This window comes from Microbacterium sp. Y-01, from assembly GCF_003856715.1.
GTDB lineage: Bacteria > Actinomycetota > Actinomycetes > Actinomycetales > Microbacteriaceae > Microbacterium > Microbacterium algeriense.
Map to the genome: position 1 here is coordinate 427795 of NZ_CP024170.1, position 25243 is coordinate 453037.

At 71.0% G+C, this 25243-nt stretch carries 22 protein-coding genes; 14 read left to right on the plus strand and 8 right to left on the minus strand.

What is annotated here, in order from left to right; all coding sequences use genetic code 11:
- Positions 1 to 81: 81 nt before the first annotated feature.
- The 11 genes from CSX12_RS02040 (at position 82) to CSX12_RS02090 (ending at position 12663) form a co-directional block, all read left to right on the plus strand.
- Positions 82 to 348 carry a hypothetical protein gene (locus CSX12_RS02040; protein ID WP_124894675.1) on the plus strand — a complete coding sequence of 89 codons (267 nt, stop codon included), beginning with the start codon at positions 82 to 84 and terminating at the stop codon, positions 346 to 348.
- Between the two features lie 65 nt (positions 349 to 413).
- The gene (locus CSX12_RS18805) at positions 414 to 3308 is read left to right on the plus strand and encodes a helix-turn-helix transcriptional regulator (RefSeq protein WP_124894676.1); all 2895 of its coding nucleotides are present in this window, start codon (positions 414 to 416) and stop codon (positions 3306 to 3308) included.
- 74 nt (positions 3309 to 3382) lie between these two features.
- Positions 3383 to 3586: a cold-shock protein gene (locus CSX12_RS02050; RefSeq protein ID WP_017201878.1), complete on the plus strand. Its 204-nt coding sequence runs from the start codon at positions 3383 to 3385 to the stop codon at positions 3584 to 3586.
- Positions 3587 to 3754: 168 nt separating this feature from the next.
- A complete protein-coding gene (locus CSX12_RS02055; RefSeq protein WP_124894677.1) occupies positions 3755 to 4780 on the plus strand; it encodes an iron-siderophore ABC transporter substrate-binding protein in 1026 nt (341 codons plus the stop codon).
- A 30-nt stretch (positions 4781 to 4810) separates the two neighbouring features.
- Positions 4811 to 5854 (plus strand): iron ABC transporter permease, encoded by a 1044-nt coding sequence (locus CSX12_RS02060; RefSeq protein ID WP_124894678.1) that lies wholly within the window; start codon positions 4811 to 4813, stop codon positions 5852 to 5854.
- Positions 5855 to 5856: 2 nt separating this feature from the next.
- Positions 5857 to 6942 carry an iron chelate uptake ABC transporter family permease subunit gene (locus CSX12_RS02065; RefSeq protein WP_124894679.1) on the plus strand — a complete coding sequence of 362 codons (1086 nt, stop codon included), beginning with the start codon at positions 5857 to 5859 and terminating at the stop codon, positions 6940 to 6942.
- A complete protein-coding gene (locus CSX12_RS02070; protein WP_017201874.1) occupies positions 6939 to 7739 on the plus strand; it encodes an ABC transporter ATP-binding protein in 801 nt (266 codons plus the stop codon). The genes CSX12_RS02065 and CSX12_RS02070 overlap by 4 nt, the downstream gene beginning before the upstream one ends.
- Positions 7729 to 8691 (plus strand): siderophore-interacting protein, encoded by a 963-nt coding sequence (locus CSX12_RS02075; RefSeq protein WP_124894680.1) that lies wholly within the window; start codon positions 7729 to 7731, stop codon positions 8689 to 8691. The genes CSX12_RS02070 and CSX12_RS02075 overlap by 11 nt, the downstream gene beginning before the upstream one ends.
- Before the next feature lies 1 nt (position 8692).
- Positions 8693 to 9532: an ABC transporter ATP-binding protein gene (locus tag CSX12_RS02080; protein WP_124894681.1), complete on the plus strand. Its 840-nt coding sequence runs from the start codon at positions 8693 to 8695 to the stop codon at positions 9530 to 9532.
- A gap of 24 nt (positions 9533 to 9556) precedes the next feature.
- Entirely contained in the window at positions 9557 to 10588 is a 1032-nt protein-coding gene (locus CSX12_RS02085) for an iron-siderophore ABC transporter substrate-binding protein (RefSeq protein ID WP_124894682.1), read from the plus strand.
- Positions 10585 to 12663: an iron ABC transporter permease gene (locus CSX12_RS02090; protein WP_124894683.1), complete on the plus strand. Its 2079-nt coding sequence runs from the start codon at positions 10585 to 10587 to the stop codon at positions 12661 to 12663. Before CSX12_RS02085 ends, CSX12_RS02090 begins: the two co-directional genes overlap by 4 nt.
- Positions 12664 to 12733: 70 nt before the next feature.
- Here CSX12_RS02090 and CSX12_RS02095 read toward each other — a convergent pair whose 3' ends face one another.
- On the minus strand, positions 12734 to 13576 hold the full coding sequence (locus CSX12_RS02095) for an alpha/beta hydrolase (RefSeq protein WP_124894684.1): 843 nt from the start codon (positions 13574 to 13576) through the stop codon (positions 12734 to 12736).
- Positions 13577 to 13671: 95 nt separating this feature from the next.
- On the opposite strand from CSX12_RS02095, the gene CSX12_RS02100 reads away from it, so the two are divergent.
- Entirely contained in the window at positions 13672 to 14238 is a 567-nt protein-coding gene (locus CSX12_RS02100; protein ID WP_124894685.1) for a TetR/AcrR family transcriptional regulator, read from the plus strand.
- Between the two features lie 214 nt (positions 14239 to 14452).
- Positions 14453 to 15268, plus strand: a complete 816-nt coding sequence (locus CSX12_RS02105; protein WP_124894686.1) for a tryptophan-rich sensory protein — start codon at positions 14453 to 14455, stop codon at positions 15266 to 15268.
- Here the strand turns inward: CSX12_RS02105 and CSX12_RS02110 are convergent.
- The 7 genes from CSX12_RS02110 to CSX12_RS02140 all read right to left on the minus strand — a co-directional run bounded on the left by CSX12_RS02110 (position 15265) and on the right by CSX12_RS02140 (position 23910).
- On the minus strand, positions 15265 to 15936 hold the full coding sequence (locus CSX12_RS02110; RefSeq protein ID WP_017201866.1) for a response regulator transcription factor: 672 nt from the start codon (positions 15934 to 15936) through the stop codon (positions 15265 to 15267). The two genes, CSX12_RS02105 and CSX12_RS02110, sit on opposite strands and share 4 nt — an antisense overlap.
- Positions 15933 to 18485, minus strand: a complete 2553-nt coding sequence (locus CSX12_RS02115) for an ATP-binding protein (protein WP_124894687.1) — start codon at positions 18483 to 18485, stop codon at positions 15933 to 15935. Before CSX12_RS02115 ends, CSX12_RS02110 begins: the two co-directional genes overlap by 4 nt.
- Positions 18482 to 19084, minus strand: a complete 603-nt coding sequence (kdpC, locus tag CSX12_RS02120) for a K(+)-transporting ATPase subunit C (protein WP_124894688.1) — start codon at positions 19082 to 19084, stop codon at positions 18482 to 18484. Before kdpC ends, CSX12_RS02115 begins: the two co-directional genes overlap by 4 nt.
- 25 nt (positions 19085 to 19109) lie before the next feature.
- A complete protein-coding gene (gene kdpB / locus CSX12_RS02125) occupies positions 19110 to 21479 on the minus strand; it encodes a potassium-transporting ATPase subunit KdpB (protein WP_206427128.1) in 2370 nt (789 codons plus the stop codon).
- A 2-nt stretch (positions 21480 to 21481) separates the two neighbouring features.
- Positions 21482 to 23161 (minus strand): potassium-transporting ATPase subunit KdpA, encoded by a 1680-nt coding sequence (kdpA, locus tag CSX12_RS02130; RefSeq protein ID WP_124894689.1) that lies wholly within the window; start codon positions 23159 to 23161, stop codon positions 21482 to 21484.
- Positions 23161 to 23250, minus strand: coding sequence for a potassium-transporting ATPase subunit F (locus CSX12_RS02135; protein ID WP_017201862.1), 90 nt, complete (start codon positions 23248 to 23250; stop codon positions 23161 to 23163). The genes kdpA and CSX12_RS02135 overlap by 1 nt, the downstream gene beginning before the upstream one ends.
- Before the next feature lie 198 nt (positions 23251 to 23448).
- Entirely contained in the window at positions 23449 to 23910 is a 462-nt protein-coding gene (locus CSX12_RS02140) for a DoxX family membrane protein (protein ID WP_164479523.1), read from the minus strand.
- Between the two features lie 160 nt (positions 23911 to 24070).
- On the opposite strand from CSX12_RS02140, the gene CSX12_RS02145 reads away from it, so the two are divergent.
- The gene (locus tag CSX12_RS02145) at positions 24071 to 25234 is read left to right on the plus strand and encodes an SLC13 family permease (protein WP_124896786.1); all 1164 of its coding nucleotides are present in this window, start codon (positions 24071 to 24073) and stop codon (positions 25232 to 25234) included.
- The last annotated feature ends 9 nt before the right edge of the window (positions 25235 to 25243 follow it).

Here is a 25243-nt window from a genome sequence, read left to right on the forward strand (position 1 = left end):
GAAAGATAGGGCATCCGTCCGATGTGACGAGGGGGACTCAGAGCGGAATCTAGGGATACAGCAGATCGTCGAGGAGAACCCATGTACGAGCACCCGTATCTCAGCCAGCAGCTCACCCGCTTCGAGCAGGAGGAGCTGGAGCGCGCCGCCGCCCGACGCCTCTTCCTCGCCGAGCACGCCGACCAGATCGTGCCGCGTCCGGCCGGGGCGCTGCGGCGGATGCTGCAGCGACTGTTCGCGCGTCCCGCAGCCCGGCGGACCGGAGCGCGGGAGGCGGGGGCGAGCGCGCGGATCACGGTCGACCGCAGCGCCAGGCCGTGCGACACCGCCGCCGTCTCCGCACGGTGACGGCCGTCATCGCCGCGGAGCCGGGAGGCGCCCCGAATGTCGGTCGGGGGTGGGACGATGAATCCATGTCCTCCTCTCTGTCGAGCGTCGCGATGGTCGGCCGTGCGGCTGAGCTCGCCGAGCTGCGCCGGGTGTTCGCAGAGGTCCGCGACGGCGCCCCGGCCGCCGTGCTCGTGGAGGGCGAGGCGGGGATCGGCAAGTCGCGGCTGCTGCGCGAGTTCGCCGCCGAGATCGGACAGACCGCCGACGTGCACGTGGGATGGTGCCTCGACCTCGGCGCCTCGCGCACCCCGTACGGCCCTCTCACCGGCGTCCTGCGATCGATCGTCGCGCGCATGGGCGTGGAACACGTGCGTGAGTCGGTCGGCGTGGGCGCCGAGGCACTCGGCATGCTGCTGCCCGAGCTCGTCGATGCGCCGACCGAGCGGGAGCGCACCAGCCCCGAGCGCCTCCGCGACGCGATCGCCTCCCTGATCGAGGCGGCGGCCGAGCGCGCCCCGCAGGTGCTCGTGATCGAAGACCTGCACTGGGCGGACGAGTCGACCCTCGCGATCCTGTCCTTCCTGCTGCGGGCGCTCGGGCGCGGACGCATCCTGCTGCTGCTGACGTGCCGCACCGACGACGTGCGCCGCGGCGATGCCGTGAGCCGCTTCATCGGCGAGGCCACCAGGGCGCGGCTGCTCCAGCGGCTGACGCTCGGACGGCTCGACGACACGGCGGTGCGCGAGCTGGCCGAGCAGATCACGGGCACCCCGCTCACGGCGTCAGCGCTCGACCGGATGCAGGAGCGCGCCGAGGGCGTGCCCTTCTTCATCGAGGAGATCGCCGGATGCTCGCAGGGGCCGCTCCCCGACAGCCTGCGCGACCTTCTGCTCGCCCGCTTCGACCGTCTCGGCGACGACGCGCGCCGGGTGGTCCAGGTCGCGTCCGGGGCGGAGCGTCCGCTGTCGCACCCTCTCATCACGCGTCTGGTCGGCATGTCGGAGGAGCGGCTCGACGAGGCCATCCGCGAGGCCACGCGCAGCGGCATCCTCGTCGTGGTCGACGACGACTACCGCTTCCGGCACGCCCTGCTGCGCGAGGCGGTGCACGACGACCTGCTTCCCGGGGAGCGCGCGCGCCTGCACCGCTCGTACGCCGAGGCGCTGGAGGCCCACTGCGCGGAATCCGAGAGCGGTGACGCCGCCGCGCTCGCGTATCACTGGCAGCTCGCGCAGGACGATCGGAAGGCGCTGATCGCCGCCGCGGAAGCGATGCGTCAGGCGAAGGCGCAGTACGCGTTCGCGAGCGCCGCGCGCTTCGGCGAGCTCGTGCTCGAGCTGTGGCCGCTGGTCCCCGATGCCGCCGAGGCGGCGGGAACGGCCCGCCTCGACCTGCTTCTGGTCCTGGGGTCGATCCTGCGCAACGCCGGCGACGGCGAGCGCGCGCTCGCGGTGGCGAACGTCGCCCTGGCCGAGGTCGATCCGCAGACCGTCGATCCGCGGCTGCACGCGCGGCTGCTGCGCAACAAGGCGCTGTACCTGGTGAACCTGGGGCGTCTCGGTGCGATCCCGCTCCTGCAGGAGGCGCTGGCCATCGCGGAAGAGCATGTGCACGACGAGGTGTTCCGCGCCGAGCTGCTCAACCAGCTCGCGAGTCGCCGCATGATCGCGGGCGACCGGGTGGAGGCCATCCGGCTCGCCGACGAAGCCGAACAGGCGGCGGCCGGGGCGGCGACCACGGATCAGCTGTCCATCGCCGCGAACGTGCGCGGGGGATCCCTGGCTCACCTCGGGCAGGTCGACGCGGGTGTGCGCGAGTACGAGCGCGCCCGCGACCTCGCCGCAGGGTCGACCGCCGAGATGCGGTACCGCGTCAACTACTCCGACCTGCTGACGCTGCTCGGGCGCTACCGGGAGGCGGTCGACGTGGCGGAGGAGGGGCTGCGCCGCGCACGAGAACTCCGCGTCGAGCGCACCTCGGGTTCGATCATGGCGCAGAACATGGTGGTGCCGCTGTTGGAGCTGGGTGAGATCGACCGCGTCGAGGAGATGCTCGCGCGCGATTTCATGCAGGGCACGCTGCGGGTCTTCCGGATGTACATGAGCATGACCCGCGTGCGGGTGCTGGCGTGGCGCGGCCGCGCGACGGAGGCGGCGGAGCTGCTGCAGGACTGGTTGCCCGCGTTCGAGGAGACGGGCGTCTCGGAGCGGCAGATCTGGTACGACCGGGTGATGATGCAGGTCGCGGTGGCGGAGAGCCGCGGCGACCTCGGGGATGCGCTCGACACGATCCGGGAGATGATCCGCGACGAGCGGCCCGCTCTGCTGCACCAGCGCCGACTGCTGCTGGAGGGGGCGGCGCTCATCGCCGAGCTGCGGGCGGACGGCGTCGACACGGCAGCGGCGCGCGAGGAGATCAGCGCCGCGTGGCTCGCTCAGCCCGCGCAGCTCCAGGGCGACGCGTGGTCGATCGTGCTCCACGCCCTGCTCGACCCGACCGCCGACGCACTCGATCACGCCCTCCGCTGTGCGGCCGGAGACGATGTGCCGGTGACTTTCCGCGTGGTGCTCCACATCGAACGGGCCCGGCTGCACGTGGGCGAGGGCGATCGCACGGCGGCCTCGCTCGTCCTGGCGGAGGCCGCCCGCATCGCCGAATCCCTCGGGCACGTGCAGCTGCAGCTCGCGGTGGAGCGGTTCGCCACGAACGCCGGGCTGGCCGTGCGCCTCGTTCCGCAGTCCTCCGCCGGGACCGAGGCCGACGCCCTGACGGCACGCGAGCGGCAGGTGCTCGACCTCATCGCCGAGGGGCTGAGCAACCGGCAGATCGCCGAGCGGCTGTTCATCAGCGTGAAGACCGTGAGCGTGCACGTGTCGGCCGTGCTGCGCAAACTCGGCGTGAGCACGCGCACCGAAGCCGCACTCCGGCAGAAGAATCCGAATCTCCGGACTGACCGTCAGCCTGTCGTGGTAGCGTGACAGAGCGCGCGTGTCGGATGTTCCGGCACGGTGCAGGCTGTGAGAACAGCCGTTCAACAGAAAGTAGAAAACACATGGCCACTGGCACTGTGAAATGGTTCAACTCGGAGAAGGGCTTCGGCTTCATCGCTCCCGATGACGGCTCGGACGACCTCTTCGCCCACTACTCGGCTATCGCCGGCTCCGGTTTCAAGGAGCTCCGCGAGAACCAGAAGGTCGAATTCGACGCTGAGCGTGGCCCCAAGGGCATGCAGGCGGCGAACATCCGCGCTCTCTGAGCGCGCGCTGACTTCCTGAAGCCGGCCGGATCCTCACGGATCCGGCCGGCTTTTCGCATGTGGTCGAGGTGAGGTTCACCTAACCTCCGTGTTAGATTAGGCCAGGCTTACCAAAGGCCGAGGCGCGTTCTGCGCCGCTCACCCGAAACCACACCGAAGGGAACGCCTGTGCGCATCTCTCGAATCCTCGCCATCGGCGCGGCCGCCGCGCTCGCCGTCGGCCTCTCCGCCTGCGCCTCCTCCGCGCCGGAGTCGACGGCCCCGTCCGGCGGCAACCCGGCTTCCGACGACGCGTTCCCGGTCACGGTCGAGCACGTCTACGGCGAGACGACGATCTCGGAGAAGCCCGAGCGCGTCGCGACGATCGCGTGGGCGAACCACGAGGTGCCGCTGGCCCTGGGCATCGTGCCCGTCGGCATGAGCAAGGCCACCTGGGGAGATGACGACGACAACGGCGTGCTGCCCTGGGTCGAGGAGAAGCTCGACGAGCTGGGGGCCGAGACCCCCGTGCTGTTCGACGAGACGGACGGCATCGACTACGAGGCCGTCGCCGACACCGAGCCCGACGTGATCCTCGCCGCCTACTCCGGCCTCACGCAGGAGGAGTACGACACCCTCTCCAAGATCGCTCCGGTCGTCGCCTTCCCCAAGGTCGCCTGGGGCACGTCGGTCGACGACATGATCGAGCTGGACTCCAAGGCGCTCGGCCTCGAGAAGGAGGGCGAGGCGCTCATCGAGCAGCTGCACGCCGATGCCGACAAGGCGCTCGAGGAGAACAGCATCCTGAAGGACAAGAAGGTCCTCTTCTCCTACATCGATCCGACCGACCTCAGCCAGGTCGGCTACTACACCGCGATCGACACGCGCCCCGGGTACCTGCACGAACTCGGACTGCCGCTGCCGGCGATCGTCGAGGAGAACAAGGACAGCACGCAGTTCTACCTGAGCGTCAGCGCCGAGGAGGCGCAGAAGTTCGACGACGTCGACCTGTTCATCACCTACGGCGACGACTCGATCATCCCCCTGCTGCAGGCCGACCCGCTGCTGTCGAAGATCCCCGCCATCGCCGAGGGTCGCATCGCGGTCCTGCCGGACGCCACCCCGATCGCCGCGTCGGCCAACCCGTCGCCGCTGTCCATCCCGTGGGGGCTGAGCGACTACCTCGGACTCCTGGCCGCACCGCTCGCTCCGTAATCGCTCGATCCGCCTCCGCGGAGTGACGTAGTGACCACAGCAACCGTCCTCGCACCGGACGCCGCAGACCTGCGGCGTCCGGTGCTCCGGCGCACCCTCTGGCTGGTCATCGGGGCGGTCGTCCTCCTCGTGCTGTGCGTGATGTCGATCTCCTTCGGGGTGCGGGCGGTCACGGTCGACGACATCGTCGCCGCGCTCAACGGACACACCGATACCATCGCCCAGGCCGCGATCGTCAAGCGCATCCCCCGCACGGTGCTCGCCCTCCTCGTCGGGGCGGCGCTCGCCCTCGCCGGCGCGACCATGCAGGCGGTGACGCGCAACCCCATCGCCGACCCCGGCATCCTCGGCGTCTCCAACGGCGCGTCGCTCGCCGTCGTCCTCGGCATCGCGTTCTTCGGTCTCGCGAACCCGTACGGCCAGATGGCCTTCGCGATCGCCGGGGCAGGCCTCGCCGCCGTGTTCGTGTACGCCGTGGGCTCGCTCGGGCGCGGCGGAGCCACGCCGCTCAAGCTCGCACTCGCCGGCGCCGCCACCTCCGCCGCCTTCGCCTCGCTCATCAGCGCGGTCATGCTGCCGCGGGTCGACCTGCTGCAGACCTTCCAGTCCTGGCAGATCGGCGGGGTCGGCGGGGCGGAGTGGCCGCGCATCGCCCTCACCGCCCCGGTCCTCGCCGTCGGCGCCCTCATCTGCTTCCTGTGCGCGCGGGGGATGAACTCTCTCGCGCTGGGCGACGAGATGGCCAAGGGGCTCGGCGAGAACGTGTTCCGCACGCGCATGATCTCCGCGCTCGGCGCGGTGATCCTCGCCGGAGCCGCGACCGCGATCGCCGGGCCCATCGGATTCGTGGGCCTGATCATCCCGCACGTGTGCCGCATGCTCGTGGGGACCGATCACCGCTGGCTGCTGCCGTTCTCGGCCATCGCCGGAGCCGCGCTGCTGACCGCGAGCGACATCGTCGGCCGGGTCATCGCGCCGTCGTCCGAGGAGATCCAGGTCGGCATCATCACGGCCGTCATCGGCGCCCCGTTCTTCATCTGGATCGTCCGCCGGCAGAAGGTGCGTGAGCTGTGAGCATGACGGAGCACACCGAGCACACCGAGCACACGCTCGAGCGGGTGGATGAGCCCGCCGCGACGAGGGTCGCGCGCATCGTGGCAGGACGGCGTTCGCGTCACCGTCGCCACGCCGTCGCGACGATCGTCCTCGGCATCGTGCTGTTCGTGCTCTTCGCGGTCGCCCTGATGGTCGGCAACACGTTCTACACGCCCGATGAGGTGATCCGCGTCATCCTCGGCGAGACCGTGCCCGGCGCCTCCTTCACCGTCGGCGACCTGCGCCTGCCGCGCGCGGTCCTGGCCGTCCTCACCGGGATCGGCTTCGGCATGGCCGGCGTGTGCTTCCAGACCATGCTGCGCAACCCGCTCGCCTCGCCCGACATCATCGGCATCTCGAACGGAGCCGGCGCGGCCGCGGTGTTCGGGATCGTGGTGCTGTCACTCAACGGTCCGGTCGTCTCGCTGTTCGCCCTCGGCGGCGCGATCGTCACGGCCCTGGCGATCTACCTGCTCTCCATCAAGGGCGGCTTCGCCGGTACCCGCCTCATCCTGATCGGCATCGGCGTCGCCGCCATGCTGCAGAGCGTCATCTCGTACCTGCTGTCGCGCGCGGCGAACTGGGACATCCAGACGGCGATGCAGTGGCTGACCGGAAGCCTCAACAACGCCTCCTGGGAGCGGGTGCTGCCGATGGCGATCGCCGCGGCGGTGATCGTGCCGCTGATGCTCTCTCAGGGCCGCGCGCTGGGCGCCCTGCAGCTCGGCGACGACTCGGCCGCCGGCCTCGGCATCCGGGTGAACGCGACGCGGCTCCTGCTCATCCTCGGTGCGGTCGCCCTGCTGGCGTTCGCCACCGCGGCGACCGGGCCGATCGCGTTCGTCGCCTTCATGGCGGGACCGATCGCCGCGCGCATCACCGGCCCCGGCGCCAACCTGCTGCTGCCGTCGGCGTTCGTCGGCGCGGTGCTCGTGCTCGGCGGAGACCTGGTCGGCCAGTTCGTCTTCGGCACCCGCTACCCGGTCGGCGTCATCACCGGTGTCGTCGGCGCGCCTTACCTGATCTACCTGCTCATCCGCACCAACCGCTCCGGGGGTTCGCTATGACCGTGTCCCACAGCCTGTCGGCCGACGGGGTGACGCTCGCCTACGGCGACCGCACCGTCATCGACGGACTCGACCTGCAGATCGCACCAGGGAAGATCACGACCATCGTGGGGGCGAACGGATGCGGCAAGTCGACGCTGCTGCGCTCGCTCGCCCGGCTGCTGTCGCCGACCGCCGGACAGATCGTGCTCGACGGGAGGTCGGTGCACACGCGGCCCACCAAGGAGGTCGCGCGCATCCTCGGGCTGCTTCCCCAGTCTCCCGTCGCGCCGGAGGGCATCGCCGTCGCCGACCTCGTCGGCCGCGGCAGGCACCCGCATCAGAAGATGCTCGCCCGGTGGAGCACGCACGACTACGAGGTGGTCGCCGACGCCCTCGACGCGACCGGCATCACCGAGCTCGCGGACCGCAGCGTCGACGAGCTCTCCGGCGGCCAGCGGCAGCGGGTGTGGATCGCGATGGCCCTCGCGCAGGAGACAGACATCCTGCTGCTGGACGAGCCGACCACCTTCCTCGATGTCGCCCACCAGGTGGAGGTGCTCGACCTGCTCACCGACCTGAGCGTCTCGCGCGGCACGACCATCGTGATGGTGCTGCACGACCTCAACCTCGCCGCGCGCTACGCCGACGAGCTGGTCGCCATGAAGGACGGACGCGTGCACGCCGTCGGAGCCCCGCAGGACGTCGTCACCGCCGAACTCGTCGAAGAGGTCTTCGGCCTCGCCAATCAGATCACCATCGACCCGGTCTCCGGCAAGCCGATGGTCACACCCATCGGGAGGCACCATGTCCGCTGAGACCACCACGACCGAGCGCCCGACGTACATCCTCACCCGCGCCGAGGTGCGGGCCGTCGCCCGCGTCTCCCCGTCCTTCGTGCGGGTCACCTTCGGCGGCGACGAGCTGTTCGAGTTCGGCACCCCCGGCGAGGTGTTCGACAGCCGGGTCAAGCTCGTCTTCCCGCCCGCATCCGGCGTGCTCCCCGACCTCGACCGGAGCTCGGACAGCTGGTGGCAGGCGTTCCTCGCCGTCCCGGAGGCCGAGCGCGGGTCGATGCGCACCTACTCGGTCCGGGAGCTGCGGCTCGATGCGGACGGTGGCACGGAGGTGGACATCGACTTCGTGCTGCACCTCGAGCCCGGGCTCACCGGTCCCGCATCGCTGTGGGCGAGCCGGGCCGCGGTCGGGCAGGAACTGTACCTCGTCGGACCCCGCCGCGGCGTCGACGTCGATGCGCACGGGGGAGCGGAGTACGCGCCGGGCACCGCCGACTCGGTCGTGCTGGCCGGGGACGAGACGGCCGCTCCGGCGATCGCCCGCATCCTGGAGGACGCCCCCCGCGACCTGCGCGGCGTGGCCTTCATCGAGGTGCCCTCGCCCGCCGACATCCTGCGCATCGAGGCGCCCGCGGGCGTGGAGGTGCACTGGCTGCCGCGGGATGCGGGGGAGCCGCACGGTCTGCGCCTCATCCCCGCGGTGCTCGGATACCTCGGCGACGCCGATGCCACCGACGCGATCAGCGTGACCGACATCGACAGTGAGGACCTGCTGTGGGAGACCCCGGAGTATTCGGGTCTCGGGGAGGACCTCGCACCGCGGACCGCTCCGGCCGAGCGCTACTTCTGGATCGCAGGGGAGAGCGGCGTCGTCACCACGCTGCGCCGCCACCTGGTCAAGGACCTCGGCATCGACCGCGGGCAGGTCGCGTTCATGGGCTACTGGCGCCGCGGCGTCGCCATGCGGGGCTGAGATGACCGACACCGTGGATCGCCACAGCCTGGAGGGGGAATCCCTCGTCCTCGGCTACGGCCGCACCCGCGTCGTGCACGACGTCTCCCTGCGCCTCGCGCCAGGCCGGGTGACCGCGCTGATCGGGCCCAACGGCAGCGGGAAGTCGACCGTCCTCCGCGCCCTCGCGCGGCTGCACCGCATCGAGGCGGGGACCGTGCGCGTCGGCGGCGCGGAGAAGCGCGACGCCGCCGCCCTCTCCGCCAAGGAGTTCGCGAAGACCGTCGCGATGCTGTCGCAGTCCCGGCCGCACCCGTCGGGGATCGAGGTCTCCGACGTCGTCGCGTACGGGCGGCACCCGCACCGCGGACGCTTCTCCGGCGTGAGCGACGCCGACCGTGGCGCCGTGGCGCGTGCCCTCGCCCTCACCGGCCTCTCCACCATGGCCGCCCGCCCGGTCGACCAGCTCTCCGGCGGCGAGCTGCAGCGCGTGTGGCTGGCGACCGCGCTCGCCCAGGACACCGGGGTGCTGCTGCTGGACGAGCCGACCAACCACCTCGACCTGCGCTACCAGGTGGAGACCCTCGACCTGGTGCGGGAGCTCGCCGACGACCACGGCACCGCGCTCGGCGTCGTGCTGCACGACCTCGACCACGCCGCCTCGGTCGCCGACGACGTCGTGCTGATGCACCGAGGGCGGGTGCACGCGGCGGGGGCTCCCGCCGAAGTCCTCACCGGCGAGAACCTGTCGCACGTGTACGGCCTGCGCATCGACACCGCCCTCGACGAGGAGACCGGCCTGGTGCGGGTGCGTCCGCGCGGCCGCCACCACGGTCGCCTCCGCACTCCCTCCGCCTCCTGATCCCGACCCCTGAAGGAACCACCGATGAAGAAGACCCCCCTCGCCGTGCTCGCCCTCGGCGGCGCCCTCACCCTCGCGCTCGCCGGCTGTGGCACCACGCAGACGCCGTCCGCCCAGGGATCGGACGCCCCGACCTCGACGAGCGCGGGCTGCACGGACGACACGACGAGCACCTCGACCGGGGCGGTCTCCGTCACCGACGACCTCGGCCGCACGGTCGAGCTCGACAAGCCGGCCGAGCGCATCGCGGTGCTCGAATGGCAGCAGATCGAGGACGCCCTGTCGCTCTGCGTCACGCCGGTCGCGGTGGCCGACGCCGAGGGCTACAGCACCTGGGTGACGGCCGAGGAGCTGCCGGAGGGCGTCGTCGACGTGGGCACCCGCCAGGAGCCGAACCTGGAGACGCTGTTCGGCACCGACCCCGACCTCGTGATCGTCGAGGTCAACGCCGCGGACGACCCCATCGTCGCGCAGCTCGAGGCCTACGACGTGCCCGTGCTCGCGACGGTCGGCGCCGATGCGAAGGACCCGATCGCCAAGATGCTGAACACCTTCGACCTCATCGCGCAGGTCACCGGCCGCGAGGAGCGCGCCGAGGTCGTCACCGACGCCTTCCAGGAGCACCTCGACACCGCGAAGGCCGAGCTCGCCGACCGCGACCTCGCCACCACCGACTTCGTGTTCTTCGACGGCTGGGTCGACGGCGGCAACGTGGCGCTGCGTCCGTTCGGCCAGGGCTCGCTCGTCGGCGAGGTGGGCGAGGAGCTCGGGCTGACGAACGCCTGGACCGGGGAGGTCGACCCCGTGTACGGCCTCGGGCAGACCGATGTCGAGGGCATGACGACGGTCGGCGACGCGAACCTGTTCTACACCGGCACCGAGGACCCGGATTCGGAGAGCTTCGTCGACGCCCTCGCGGACAACCCCGCCTGGACCTCGCTCCCCGCGGTGGCGGAGGACCGCCTGACCGCGTTCCCGGCCGGCATCTGGACCTTCGGCGGCCCGCGCTCGACCGCGCAGATCATCGACGGCTACGTCGAGGTGCTCTCGAAGTGACGGAGACCCTCCGCCTCGACGACACGACGGCGACCGCGGAGCCCGCCGCTCCGCCGTCCGCCGTCCCCGTGGGGGCGGAGGGTCGGAAACCGGCGGTGTGGACGGGCGTCGGTGTGCTCATCGCGCTCGCCGTCGTGCTGGTCGCGGTCGCCTGCTGGCACCTCACGCAGGGCACGAGCGGCGCCGTGTTCGCCGACACCGACGTCCTCTGGGGTTCGCGGGTGCCGCGGCTCGCCGCCGGCGTCGCGGTGGGCGTGGCCCTCGGCGTCGCCGGCATCCTGCTGCAGTCCCTCGCCCGCAACGCCCTCGCGTCGCCGGACACGCTCGGGGTGACCGCCGGAGCCTACCTCGCCGTCACGGCGCTCGCCGCGTTCGGGATCGCCGTGCCGGTGTGGGCCTCCGGCGCGGTGGCGTTCGCGGGCGGCATCGTCGCCGCGGGCATCGTGCTCGGACTCGCCGGCGGGGCGGGGTCGTCCACGACCCGCCTCATCCTCGCGGGCACCGCGCTGGCGCTCGCCTTCCAGGCCGCGACCTCGACCCTGCTCATCCTGTTCGACGAGGAGACCAAGGGACTGCTGGCGTGGGGAAGCGGGAGCCTGTCGCAGCTCGGACTCACCGCGTTCCTGCAGGCGGCGCCGGTCGTCGTAGTCGTCACGGTGCTGGCCCTCGTCCTCGCGCGGCGCCTCGACATCCTGTCGCTGGGAGACGACACCGCCTCGTCGCTCGGCGTGCCGATCCGGTCGACCAGGGCCATCGGGATCCTGCTCGCGGTCACCCTGACGGCGGTCGCGGTGACCCTCGCCGGGCCGATGGGATTCGTCGGGCTGTGCGCGCCGGTGCTCGCGCGCCTGCTGACCCGGGTGGTGCCGAGCCTGAACCGCCATGTGCTGCTGATCCCCGCGGCCGGCCTCCTCGGCGCGCTCGTCGTCATCCTCTCCGACGCCCTCCTGCGCGCGCTCATCGGCGCGGAGGCCGCGATCCTCATCCCGACCGGCGTCGCGACGACGCTGCTCGGCGCGATCGTGCTCGTGCTCATGGCCCGACGCCTCCGCGACGCCGGCCCCACGCGCGAGCCTCCGCGGGTGCGCTTCGGCGTCCGCAGCCGTCTGCGCTTCCGGATCACCCTCGCCCTCGTCGCCCTCGGCGTGGTCGGGGTGCTGCTGCTCGGACTGCTGGCCGGCCATACCTGGCTGCTCACCGGCGACATCGCGCTGTGGCTGCAGGGGCAGGCTCCCGCGCCGATCGCCTTCGCCCTCGACGAGCGGGCGCCGCGGATCGTGGCCGCCGTGGTCGCCGGCGCCGCGCTCGCGCTCTCCGGCGCCGTGATCCAGGGCGTGAGCCGCAACCCGCTGGCGGACCCCAGCATCCTCGGCGTCACCGGCGGCGGCGGGCTCGGCGCGGTGCTGGTGCTCACGAGCATCACGTCGTCGACGGGCGGGATGATCGCGGGAGCCGTCACCGGTTCGCTGCTCGCCTTCGCCCTCGTCTATCTGCTGTCGTGGCGGGGCGGCCTGAATGCGGACCGGTTCCTGCTGATCGGCATCGGGGTGTCGTACTTCACGGTCTCCCTCACGACCTTCTTCCTGCTGCGGTCGAATCCGTGGGACACCCCGAAGATCTACACCTGGCTCTCCGGGACGACGTACGGGCGGGTGTGGGAGCAGGTCATCCCGCTCGCGATCGTCCTCGTGATCGCGGTGCCGTTCGTGGTGATGAGTCGCCGGGAGCTCGATGTGCTGTCGCTCGATGAGGACACGCCGCGACTGGTCGGCATCCGCCTGGAGCCCGTCCGGCTGACGCTGCTGCTGGTGGCGGCGATCCTCGCGGCGCTGAGCGTGACGGCGATCGGGGTCATCGGCTTCGTGGGGCTCGTGGCCCCGCACGCCGCGCGGGCCCTGGTGGGGGCCCGGCACTCGCGGGTCATCCCGACGGCGGTGCTCCTCGGCGGGCTGCTCGTGGGCATCGCGGACACGATCGGCCGGACGGTGATCGCCCCCGCGCAGCTTCCGGCGGGTCTCGTGGTCGCGCTGATCGGCGCCCCGTACTTCGTCTGGCTGCTCTGGCGCTCCCGCTGACCCGCGTCGAATCGCCCGGATGGCCCCATCTCCGGGGGAAACGGGGCCATTCGGGCGATTCGAACGAGGGTTACTTCGCCAGGAAGGACTTCAGCGCGGCGTTGACCTCGTCGGCGTGGGTCCAGAGGAGGCCGTGCGGGGCGCCCTCGACCTCGACGTACTCGGCCTCCGGAACGGCCTGGTGGAACCGGCGGGCGGTGGCGTCGATCGGAAGGATGTTGTCCTTCGTGCCGTGCAGGATGAGCGTGGGCTTGCCGGCGGCGCGGACGGCCTCGACATCTCCGCGGAAGTCCTCGATCCAGGCGGGGACGACCGCGTAGGCGGCGACAGGGGCGCTGCCGACGGCCACGTTCCAGCTGCCGGTGACGGCCTCCTGGCTGATGCGGGATCCGAGGTTCTCGTCGAGGTTGTAGAAGTCGTTGTAGAACTGCGTGAACCAGGCGAAGCGGTCGCCCTTGGCGGCAGCTTCGATCCCGTCGAAGACATCCTGCGGCACGCCCTCGGGGTTGTCGTCGCGCTGCACGAGGAACGGCTCGAGCGAGGCGAGGAAGGCGAGCTTGGCGACGCGGTCGTGTCCGTAGCGGGCGACGTAGCGGGCGAGCTCTCCGGTGCCCATCGAGAAGCCGACGAGAACGACGTCGCGCAGGTCGAGGGTCTCGAGCACGGTGTTCAGATCGGCGGCGAAGGTGTCGTAGTCGTAGCCGGCTCCGACCTTGGACGACTGGCCGAAGCCGCGGCGGTCGTAGGTGATGACGCGGTAGCCCTGGGCGAGGAGCTCCCTGGTCTGGCGCTCCCAGCTGTGTCCGTCGAGCGGGTAGCCGTGGATCAGCACGACGGGCTGGCCGGCTCCCTGGTCTTCGTAGTAGAGCTCGATCGGGGTGCTGTTCTCGTTTCCGACGGTGATGTAACCCATGATCCTGTCCTTTCGGTTCCGGTGAGAACGATCGTTCTCGCTCGATATGATCAACATAGAGAACGTTCGTTCTCGTGTCAAGTAAACTTCTGGGTATGACCGAAGACGACGCCCGCGAGCGCATCCTCTCCGCCGCGGAGGAGCTCTACTATCGCAAGGGCTACGCCGCCGTGGGTATGGACGAGCTCCGCTCTGCCGCCGGCGTGTCGCTGCGCCGGCTGTACTCGCTCTTCCCTGCGAAGACCGACATCGTCACGGCCGTCCTCGCTCGCAAGCACTCCCAGTGGGAAGCCGGACTCTCCGGCGCAGTGGCGGATGCCGGCGACGACCCGCGCACGCGACTCCTCGCGGTGTACGGATACCTCGAGAACTGGTTCTGCGCCGACGACTTCCGCGGGTGCGCGTTCATCAACGCGTTCGGCGAGCTCGGCGGCACGAATCGCGAGGTCGCCGCGATCGTCCGGGCGCACAAGGCGTCGTTCCAGCAGTACATGGCGGAGCTCGTCGCAGCGACCGGTGCTCCCGCCGCCTTGGCGGCTCAGCTGTCCATCCTCGCCGAGGGTGCCCAGAGCACGGCGGCGATCTCGGCCGATCCGGATGCCGCGGTGCACGCGCGGCGCGCGGCCGAGGTCCTGATCGACGCCGCCGTCCCCCACTCCTGACCCTCGGCGCTGATCCCACCGCCGCCCGCACGGATGTCGGGCGTTCGGACGGATGTCGGGCGAAGCGGCGGCGTGCAGCCCGACGGGTGCTCATCCGTCCGACATCTGTCCACGCCGTCCGTCCGCTCGAGCCATATGGCTAACCTGGTTAGCGACATGGCTGTCGGCTGTCAAGGCGGGTGTGGGCGACGGGGAGGGCACCTAGGGTCGGGGCATGGAATCACGCACGAGGGGCATCGCTCGCCAGTCGCTCATCATCGCCGCGGCCGTCTTCATGCTGATCGCGGCTGCGGTCGGCGGAGGGGCCTTCGGCGGCGCGTCCGTCGACGAGCTGCAGAACGGTGCGCTGTCGGCCGAGGGGTCGTACCTCGCCCCGGCCGGACCGGCGTTCTCGATCTGGTCGCTCATCTACCTCGGGCTGATCGCCTACACCGTGTGGCAGGCGCTCCCGGCCCAGCGGCAGGACGCCCGGCAGGAGGCGGTGGGCGGATGGATCGCGGCATCCATGGTGCTCAACGGGCTGTGGCTCGTCACCGCTCGCTACCTGACGCTGTGGCTGACCGTCCTGGTCATAGCGGCGCTCGTCGCCGTCCTCGCTCGGGTGATCGTGATCCTGGGACGCTTCCCGGCCCGCAACCTCGTCGACCGGATCCTCACCGACGGGGCGAACGGACTGCACTTCGGCTGGGTCACGATCGCGACTGTGGCCAACACCGCCGCCTGGCTCACCCAGATCGCCCCGTCGAGCTGGGGCGAGGCCGCCGATGTCTGGGCGGTCGCGGTGCTGGCCGTGGTGCTGGTGATCGGCGTCGCGGCGGCGTGGTCCACCGGGCGCATCGCCCCCGCCCTGGCCACCGCCTGGGGCCTGGCCTGGCTCGCGGTCGGTCGGCTGACGGGCGAGCCCGAGAGCACGCCCACCGCGGTGACGGCGATCGTCGTCGCGGTGCTGCTCGTGCTCGCCGGTGTCGTGGCCGTGCTCCGTCGGCGTCGCGTCGCCGGTGCGCACGACCGCGCCCCGCTGGGTCGCTAGAGCACCAGCCGGTAGCCCATCCCCGACTCGGTCAGCAGGTGGGCGGGCGCTCCGGGCTCCCGCTCGAGCTTCTTCCGCAGCTGCGACATGTACAGGCGCAGGTAGCCGGAATCGGAGACCTGCTCGCTGCCCCAGATCTCCTTCAGCAGATCCTGGCGGGTGACCAGCGCGCCGGGATGCCGGGACAGGTGCTCGAGCATCCGCCATTCCGTCGGCGTCAGGTGCACGCGCGTGCCGCCGCGCGTGACGGTCTTGGTCGAGAGGTCGACGACGACGTCGCCGAAGGCCACCGTGGACTCCCCGCCTGCCGGGACGGAGCGACGCGACAGCGCCCGCAGCCGCGCCAGCAGCTCGTCGACCTGGAAGGGCTTGGTCACGAAGTCGTCGGCGCCCGCGTCGAGAGCCTCGACCTTGTCGGCGGAGCCGGTGCGGCCGGACACCACGATGATCGGCACGTTCGTCCATCCGCGCAATGCCTGGATGACCTCGATGCCGTCGAGGCGGGGCATGCCGAGGTCGAGCATGATGAGGTCGGGGTGCGTCTGGGCGGCGGTCGCGATGGCGGCCGCGCCGTCCGGTGCCACGACGACGTCGTAGCCGTGTGCGGCGAGGGTGATGCGCAGGGCGCGCACCATCTGCGGGTCGTCGTCGGCGATGAGCAGCTTCACTCCGAGCCTTCCGTGTCGCGGGGTCCTGCAGCCAGCGGCAGGGAGATGACCATGGTGAGGCCCCCGCCCGGGGTGTCCTCGGGTGTCAGGGTACCGCCCATGCCCTCGGTGAATCCGCGCGACAGGGCGAGACCGAGACCGAGCCCTGTCGTGTTGTCGGTGTCGCCGAAGCGCTGGAACGGCTGGAAGATGCGGTCGCGTCGCTCGGGTGAGACGCCGTCTCCGCGGTCGATGATGCGGATCTCGGCGCGGTCGCCGAGGGCGCTCGTCGACACGATGACGCGTGAACCGTCGGGGGCGTGCCGGTGGGCGTTGGCGATCACGTTGACCAGCACGCGCAGGAGCAGCACGGGGTCGGCGTGCAGCGGCGGAAGGTCGGGGTCGAGGGCCAGTTCGACGTCGGAGGGGCCGAGGCCCAGCTCGTCGACGGCCGCGAGCACGATGCCGGCGGCATCCATCCGGGACGACGACACGGCGAGCACCCCGGCCTGCACGCGGCTCACGTCGAGCAGATCCGTGACGAGCGTAGACAGCGTCGCGAGACTCTCGTCGGCGGTCGCGAGCAGCTCTTCGCGATCGGATGCCGACAGGCGGTGGGCGGCGCGGAGGCCGCCGATGGCCGCGACGGCCGAGGCCAGCGGGCGTCGCAGATCGTGGCTCACGGCCGACAGCAGGGCGCTGCGCACCTGATCGGTCTCGGCCAGCGCCTCGGCTTCCCGCGCGGTCGCCCGCAGGTCGGTGTGCTCGATTGCCGCGGAGAGCTGGGCGACGATCGCATCCAGCAGCCGCCGCTCGGGTCCGGCGAGCGGTTCGCCGTTCAGCTCCAGCACGGCGCGGGGACCGCCGCCCGTGGCCACGCCGACCGGGATGGTCGTGGCGCGTCCGTCGGCCACGGGCTCGCCGTCGCTCGCGAGCACCTCGCCGTCGGGTGCGATCAGCCGCACGCCGCTGAGTCCGAACGCTTCTCGGGTGCGGCTGACCAGCGCGAGCACGGCGTTGTCGCCGCGGAGCACATTGCCGGCGACGGCGGCCAGCAGCTCGGCCTCCGCGGCAGCGCGCTGAGCCGTCCGGGCACGACGCGCGGCCTGATCGACGATGATGCTCACCAGGATCGCGATGACGACGTAGAGCGCGAGGGCGAGCACGTGCAGCGGGTGCGCGATCGTGATCGTGAAGAGCGGTGCGACGAAGAGGAAGTCCAGCGTGACGCCCGAGAGCACCGCGGCGAACACAGCAGGACGGATGCCGCCGATGAGGGCCACCACGACCACGAGCAGCTGATACGCCAGCACCTCGGCCGTGATGGACTCCGGGCTGCGGAAGGTGAACATGATCCACGACAGCAGCGGACCGATCGCCAGCGCGACTCCGAACCCGAGCGCCTGTCGCCGCCAGCCGAGCGCGCCGCCGGTGATGCGCGGGAGGGCGATCCGACCGCCGGCCGCGGCATGCGTGACGATGTGCACGTCGATGTCGCCCGACCGGCGGATGACCTCGGCGCCGATGCCGGGACCGGTGAGCGCGGCCGTGAGGCGACCGCGGCGGCTCACGCCGATGACCAGCTGCGTGGCATCCGCGCCCTGGGCGAACTCGACGAGCGCGCCGGGGATGTCGTCCCCGACGACCTGGTGGTACGTGCCGCCGAGGGACTCCACGAGCGTGCGCTGTGCGGCGAGGGCTCCCGGCGTCTCGTCGCGCAGACCGTCCTGCGCCGAGATGTGCACGGCGAGCAGCTCGCCCCCGGCTGAGCGGGCGGCGATCCGCGCGCCGCGGCGGATCAGCGTCTCACCCTCCGGGCCTCCGGTCAGCGCGACGACGACCCGCTCCCTGGCCTGCCACGCCCCCTCGATGCCCTGCTCGGCGCGGTAGCTGCGCAGCGCGCTGTCGACCTCGTCGGCGAGCCAGAGCAGCGCCAGTTCGCGCAGGGCGGTGAGGTTGCCCAGGCGGAAGTAGTTCGACAGGGCGGCGTCGATCCGCTCGGCCGGATAGACGAGGCCGGCGGAGAGCCGGTCGCGCAGGGTCTGCGGTGCGAGGTCGACGACCTCGATCTCGTCGGCGGCGCGGACGACGGCATCCGGGATCGTCTCCTGCTGCGCGACGCCGGTGATCTTCTCGACCACGGCGTTCAGTGACTCGATGTGCTGCACGTTGACCGTGGTCACCACGTCGATGCCGGCGTCCAGCAGCTCGTCCACGTCCTGCCAGCGTTTCGCGTTGCGGGAGCCGGGGGCGTTCGTGTGGGCGAGCTCGTCGACGAGGGCGATCTCGGGGGCGCGGTCGAGCACGGCGTCGATGTCGAGCTCGGTCAGAGTGATGCCGCGGTGGGTGTCGACGCGCCGGGGAACCTCCGGGATGCCGACCGTCTGCGCCCTGGTCGCCGCGCGGTCGTGCGTCTCCACGATCGCGATCACGACGTCATGGCCTTCGTCGAGCATCCGCCGTCCCTCGGCGAGCATCTCGTAGGTCTTGCCGACGCCAGGCGCGGCCCCGAGCAGCACCCGGAGCCGACCGCGACGCGACGGAGGTCGACGGAGCGGTTCTCCGGTCATTCGCCCTCCCGATCATCGAGCGCGAGGTTGAGTTCGGCGACGTTGATGCGCTCCTCGCCGAGGAATCCCAGATCCCGCCCTTGAATCCTAGACTCCACGAGGTCGCGCACCTCCTGCGCGGACAGCCCGCGGGCCGCGGCTACGCGCGGCACCTGCAGCAGGGCGTACGCCACGCTGATGTGCGGGTCGAGACCCGACCCCGAGGAGGTGACCGCGTCGGCGGGCACCTCGGACGGGTCGATGCCTTCGCGTTCCGCGATCACGTCCTTGCGCTCCGCGATCGCGGCGACCAGGTCGGCGTTCTCGGGTCCGAGGTTGCTGCCGCTGGAGCCGGCGCCGTCGTACCCGTCACCCGCGGCGGAGGGGCGCGATTGGAAGTACTGCCGGAGCGCTTCGCCGTCGGCATCCGCGAAGGACTGTCCGATCAGCGCGCTGCCCCTGTCGTCGGGGAGCGCCGAGCCGTTGGCCTGCCAGGGGAGCAGCAGCTGGCCGACGCCGGTGACCAGGAGCGTGTAGCCGACGCCGAGCACGAGGGTGAGGACGAGCATCGCGCGGACGGCGACACCGGTGGTGCGGAGGGTGGTGCGAGTGGATGACATGTCTGGATTCCGTTTCCGAGCCGGGTCAGAAGCCCGGGATGAGGCTGACGACGAGGTCGATGAGCTTGATGCCGAGGAACGGGGCGATCACACCGCCGAGACCGTAGACCAGCAGGTTGCGCTGGAGGATCTGCGAGGCGCTCGCCGGACGGTACTTCACTCCGCGCAGGGCCAGCGGGATCAGGAACACGATCACGATCGCGTTGAAGATGATCGCGCTGGTGACAGCGGATGCCGGCGAGTGCAGCTGCATGATGTTGAGGGCGGCGAGTCCGGGGAAGACTCCCATGAACATCGCCGGGATGATCGCGAAGTACTTGGCGATGTCGTTCGCGAGCGAGAACGTGGTGAGCGCTCCGCGCGTGATGAGCAGCTGCTTCCCGATGCGCACGATGTCGATGAGCTTCGTGGGGTCGGAGTCGAGGTCGACCATGTTGCCCGCCTCTTTCGCCGCCGAGGTGCCGGTGTTCATCGCGACGCCGACATCGGCCTGCGCGAGGGCGGGGGCGTCGTTCGTGCCGTCACCCGTCATCGCGACCAGGCGCCCTCCCTCCTGCTCCCGCCGGATGAGGTCCAGCTTGTCTTCGGGGGTGGCTTCGGCGAGGAAGTCGTCGACGCCGGCCTCCTGCGCGATGGCGGCGGCCGTGAGCGGGTTGTCGCCCGTGATCATGACGGTGCGGATGCCCATCGCCCGCAGCTCGTCGAAGCGTTCGCGCAGGCCGTCCTTCACGATGTCCTTCAGGTGCACGACGCCGAGGATGCGGGCGTCCGGCGCTTCGACAGGCTCAGCGACCCAGTCTCTCGGCGCTTCGACAGGCTCAGCGACCCAGTCTCTCTGCGCTTCGACAGGCTCAGCGACCCAGTCTCTCGGCGCTTCGACAGGCTCAGCGCCCCACTCTCTCGGCGCTTCGACAGGCTCAGCGCCCCACTCTCTCGGCGCTTCGACAGGCTCAGCGACCCACTCAGGATGGGTCCCTGAGCTTGTCGAAGGGCCCTTGACCGCGACGACCAGGGGTGTGCCGCCGCTCTCGGCCACGGCGTCGGTGCGGCTCGTGAGCTCGAGGTCGTCGCCGTCGAGTCCGAGCCAGGCGCGGACAGCGGAGCCGGCACCCTTGCGGATCTGCGTGCCGTCGGCGAGGTCGAGCCCCGACATGCGGGTCTGTGCCGTGAACGGAACGACCACGGCGTCATCCGGCGCTGTCACCCGGATGCCCTGCGCGGCGGCGAGTTCGACGATCGAGGCTCCCTCCGGCGTGGGGTCCGCGAGAGACGACAACGCCGCGACGCGCAGCAGTTCGTCCGCATCGACTCCCGGAAGAGCCAGCACCTCGTGGGCGCGGCGGTTGCCGTACGTGATGGTGCCCGTCTTGTCGAGCAGCAGCGTGGTGACGTCGCCCGCGGCCTCGACCGCACGACCGGACATCGCGAGTACGTTGCGCTGCACGAGCCTGTCCATCCCGGCGATGCCGATGGCCGAGAGCAGCGCCCCGATGGTGGTCGGGATAAGGCAGACGAGCAGGGCGATGAGCACCGGGATGCTGACGGGGGATGCGGCGTACGACGCGATCGGGTTCAGGGCCAGCACCACGACCACGAAGATGATCGAGAGGCTCGCGAGCAGGATGTTCAGCGCGATCTCGTTGGGAGTGCGCTGACGGCTGGCACCTTCGACGAGCGCGATCATGCGGTCGACGAAGGTCTCGCCCGGCTTCGAGGTGATGCGCACCACGATCCGGTCCGACAGCACCCGGGTGCCACCGGTCACCGCACTGCGGTCTCCACCGGACTCGCGGATCACCGGGGCGCTCTCGCCCGTGATGGCCGACTCGTCGACCGTGGCGATGCCCGAGACGATGTCGCCGTCGCCGGGGATCAGCTCGCCCGCCGTGACGATCACGATGTCGTCGCGCTGCAGCTCGGCCGACGAGATCTGGGCGGTCGCTGCGTGCTCGGCCGCCGCATCCGTCGTGCCGTCGTAGTCGACCACGCGGCGGGCCATCGTGCTGGTGCGGGTCTTGCGCAGGCTCGCGGCCTGCGCCTTGCCGCGGCCCTCGGCCACAGACTCCGCGACGTTCGCGAACAGCACCGTCAGCCACAGCCAGATCGCGATCCCCCAGGTGAAGGGGGCGGGCACCGGGGTGCCGCCCGAGTCGGACGGGCCGCCGAGGAACGGCTCGGCGATCGCGAGCACCGTGGTGAACGCCGCGCCGACCCACACCAGGAGCATGACGGGGTTGCGGACGAGAGCTGCCGGGTTGAGCTTGCGCACGGCGCCGGGAAGGGCCTGCACGAGCTGCGACCAGCCGAAGGAGCGCGGGGCGGCCGCGGGTGCCGACCCTTCGACGGGCTCAGGGACCGCGGGATGCGGATCGGAGGGGGTGGTGATGAGGGTCATGGTCAGACGAGTCCTTCAGCGAGCGGGCCCAGTGCGAGCACGGGGAAGTAGGTGAGCGCGGTGACGATGACCGTCACCGTGAGGAGCAGACCGACGAACTGGGGTCGGTGCGTTGGCAGGGTTCCCGAGGTGGCGGGGATGCGCTCCTGCGCTGCGAACGAGCCGGCAAGGGCCAGCACGAGCACGATCGGCAGGAACCGGCCGAGCAGCATCGCGATACCGAGGGCGGTGTTGAACCACGGGGTGTTCGCGGTGAGTCCGGCGAACGCGGAGCCGTTGTTGTTCGAGGCCGAGGTGAAGGCGTAGAGCACCTCGCTCATGCCGTGCACTCCGGGGTTCAGGATGCTGGTGGACTCCACGTCCTCGCGGATGCCGGGGATCGCGAAGCTCATGGCGGTGCCGACCAGCACCAGGGTCGGCGTCACCAGGATGTACAGGCTGGCGAGCTTGATCTCCCGCGGCCCGATCCTCTTGCCGAGATACTCCGGCGTGCGTCCGACGAGCAGTCCGCCGACGAACACCGCGATGATCGCGACCACGAGCATGCCGTACAGCCCCGAGCCGACACCACCGGGGGCGACCTCGCCGAGCATCATGTTCAGCATCGGCATCATGCCGCCGAGCGCCGTGTACGAGTCGTGCATCGAGTTGACCGCGCCCGTCGAGGTGAGGGTGCTCGCGCTGCCGAACAGGGTTGAACCCAGGATGCCGAAGCGCACCTCCTTGCCCTCCATCGCGGCTCCCGCGAGTTCGGGCGCCGTGCCACGGCCCGCGAGCTCGAGCGCCGAGAGGGCGAAGGTCGAGACGAGGAAGATCGTGCCCATGACGGCGGCGATCGCGTAGCCCTGACGGTGGTCGCCGACCATGCGGCCGAAGGCGCGGGGGAGGGAGAACGGGATCACGAGGATCAGCAGCACCTGCAACAGGTTCGTGAAGCCGGTCGGATTCTCGAACGGGTGCGCGGAGTTGACGTTGAAGAAGCCGCCGCCGTTGGTGCCGAGCAGCTTGATGGCCTCCTGGGAGGCCACAGGGCCGCCGGGGATGGTCTGCGTACCGCCCGACACCGTGGTGACGTCGGTGAAGCCGGCGAAGTTCTGGATCACGCCGCCCGCGAGCAGGGCGACGGCGCCGAGCAGCGCGATCGGGAGGAGGATGCGGCCGAGGCCGCGGATCAGATCGACCCAGAAGTTGCCGATCGTGGTCGACCCCCGGCGGGCGAGACCGCGGATGAGGGCGATCGCGATCGTGAGGCCGACCGCCGCGGAGGCGAAGTTTTGCACCGTGAGGCCCGCGAGCTGCACGGTGTAGCCCATGGTCTGCTCGGGGGAGTACGACTGCCAGTTGGTGTTGGCCACGAACGACGCGGCGGTGTTGAAGGACAGCCCTTCCGGCACGGCCGGCAGCCCGAGCGACTGGGGGAGGAAGGCCTGGAGTCGCTGGAGACCGTAGACCAGGAGAACCCCGACCACCGAGAAGGCGAGCACGCTGCGGGCGTAGGCGCGCCACGTCTGCTCCGATGAGGAGCTGACGCCGATCAGCCGGTAGAGGCTGCGCTCGACCCGCAGGTCACGCGCCGAGGAGTACACGTGGGCGATGTAGTCGCCGAGGGGGCGGTAGAGGAGCACGAGCACGACCACGACGGCCGCGACCTGCAGGATGCCGAACCAGATCGTCGCGTCCATCAGAACCTCTCCGGGGCGACGAGCGCGACCACGAGGTAGACGACGGCGGCGACCGCGAGGGCGGCGGCGAGGATCTCGAAGACGATCACAGTCGCTCCACCCCCTTGGCCGCCAGGGAGACGAGGGCGAACAGCGCGAGAGTCAGCGCGATGTAGATGATGTCGAGCACGGATCCGATCCAACTCCCGCCCGGAGTCCGATCCCGCGATCCTCACGCTTCCCCTACGCCTCCGCGGCGGATGCATGCACCTTTCTGACGCCCGTCGCTCCCCGCGCGACGGGAGCCTCTACACGGGAGCGCGGAGTGCGGCGTCCAGGCTCCAGCGGTGGCGCGGAAGTCCCGCGAGCAGCACGGCCGCGGCGGTGAAGAGGAACACGGGGTACCGGAAGGGGGCGAGCGGTCCGAGGAACACGAACATGCTGAGACCGAAGACGAGCGTGAGCGCCGCGGCTCCCGTCGCCGCCAGACGGGTGACGAATCCTGCGATCAGGAGGACGGCCAGCAGTGTCTCGAGGATCGTGGCGCCGACCGCCGCGGCGTCCACGAGGAGATCCACCGGCACGGGAACAAGGCGCGCCGTGTACTCGCGGAAGGCTCCCCACGATTCCCAGGAGACGCCAGGGTCACCGGGGCCGCCGAGCATGCCGAGGCGATCTGCGACCGCGAGAAGGAAGCTCACGGCGATGATCACCCGGACGCCGAGCTGTCCGATGTCCGTCGCCAGGTCTGCGGTTCGGCGAGTACTCATCTGCATCCTCCTCGGAGCCCGCTCTTCGCGACGCTCCTCGCTCGATTCCGTGCACATCCTGTGTCGAAGCGCTCCGTCGACTGGTGAGACTCGTCAGCGCCGGGGAGATCACGCGTCGCGGGAGGATCGGCCCTATGCTCACCAGGTGGGAGTGCGAAGGGTGCGGATCAGTGCGGGGACGGGGGTCGTCGCCGGTCTCGTCGCGGCCGCCCTCCTGTGCGTGATCACGGGGCTCCTGCCGCGGGCGGATGCCGGTGCCCTGGGGGAGCGGATCGCGCCCGTGCTGGGGTTCGTCATCGCGATCACGGTCGTGGCCGAACTCGCCCGCGACGCCGCGGTGTTCGACGTCGTCTCGCAGCGCCTCGCACGCTGGGGTCGAGGCCGCGTCGTCGTGCTGTGGATGCTTGTGGTCGTCCTCGCCGTGGTGAGCACCGTGTTCCTGTCGCTCGACACCACGGCGGTGATCGTCACGCCCGTGGTGGTCGTGCTCGCCCAGAGCGTGGGGGTGTCTCCGATCCCGTTCGCGCTGGCGACGGTGTGGCTCGCCAACACCGCGTCGCTGGCCCTGCCGGTGTCGAACCTCACCAACCTGCTCGCAGCTCCCGCGATCGGCGACGGGCCCACGGCGTTCCTCGCCCTGAGCTGGGCGCCCACGCTCGCCGGCATCCTCGTGCCGGTCGCGATCCTCACGCTCCTGCATCGACGCACCGTGTTCGGCACATACGAGACCCCGGTGCCGCGAAGACCCGCCGATCCGACGCTGTTCTGGAGTGCGACCGGCATCCTCCTCGCGCTGATGCCCCTGCTCGCCCTGACGCACGACGTGTGGATACCGGCGACCGGGGCGGCACTCGCGCTCGTGGTGCTGTTCGCCGTCCGCCGCCGCCGTGCGCTGCGGCTCTCACTCGTTCCGTGGCAGGCGGTCGCGCTCGCCGCGGCGCTGTTCGTGCTGGTCGAGGCCGCGCATGCGCAGGGACTCCTCGATTTCCTCACCGCGCCGACCGCATCGGGGGACTCTCCCGGCGACCTGTTCCGGCTCGCCGCGCTCGGGGCTGCGGGCGCCAATGCGATCAACAACCTCCCGGCCTATCTGGTGATCGAGCCCGCGGCCGGCGATCCCGTGGCGCTGATGGCGCTGCTGATCGGCGTGAACCTCGGACCGCTCATCACGCCGTGGGCATCGCTCGCGACGCTGCTCTGGCACCACCGGATCGTCGCGCTGGGGGTCACGATCCGGTGGAGCCGCTTCATGCTGTGGGGCGCGGTGGCCGCGGTGTCCACGGTCTGCACCGCCGTCCTCGTCCTGGTCCTCGTGTCGGGCTAGCCCCACCCG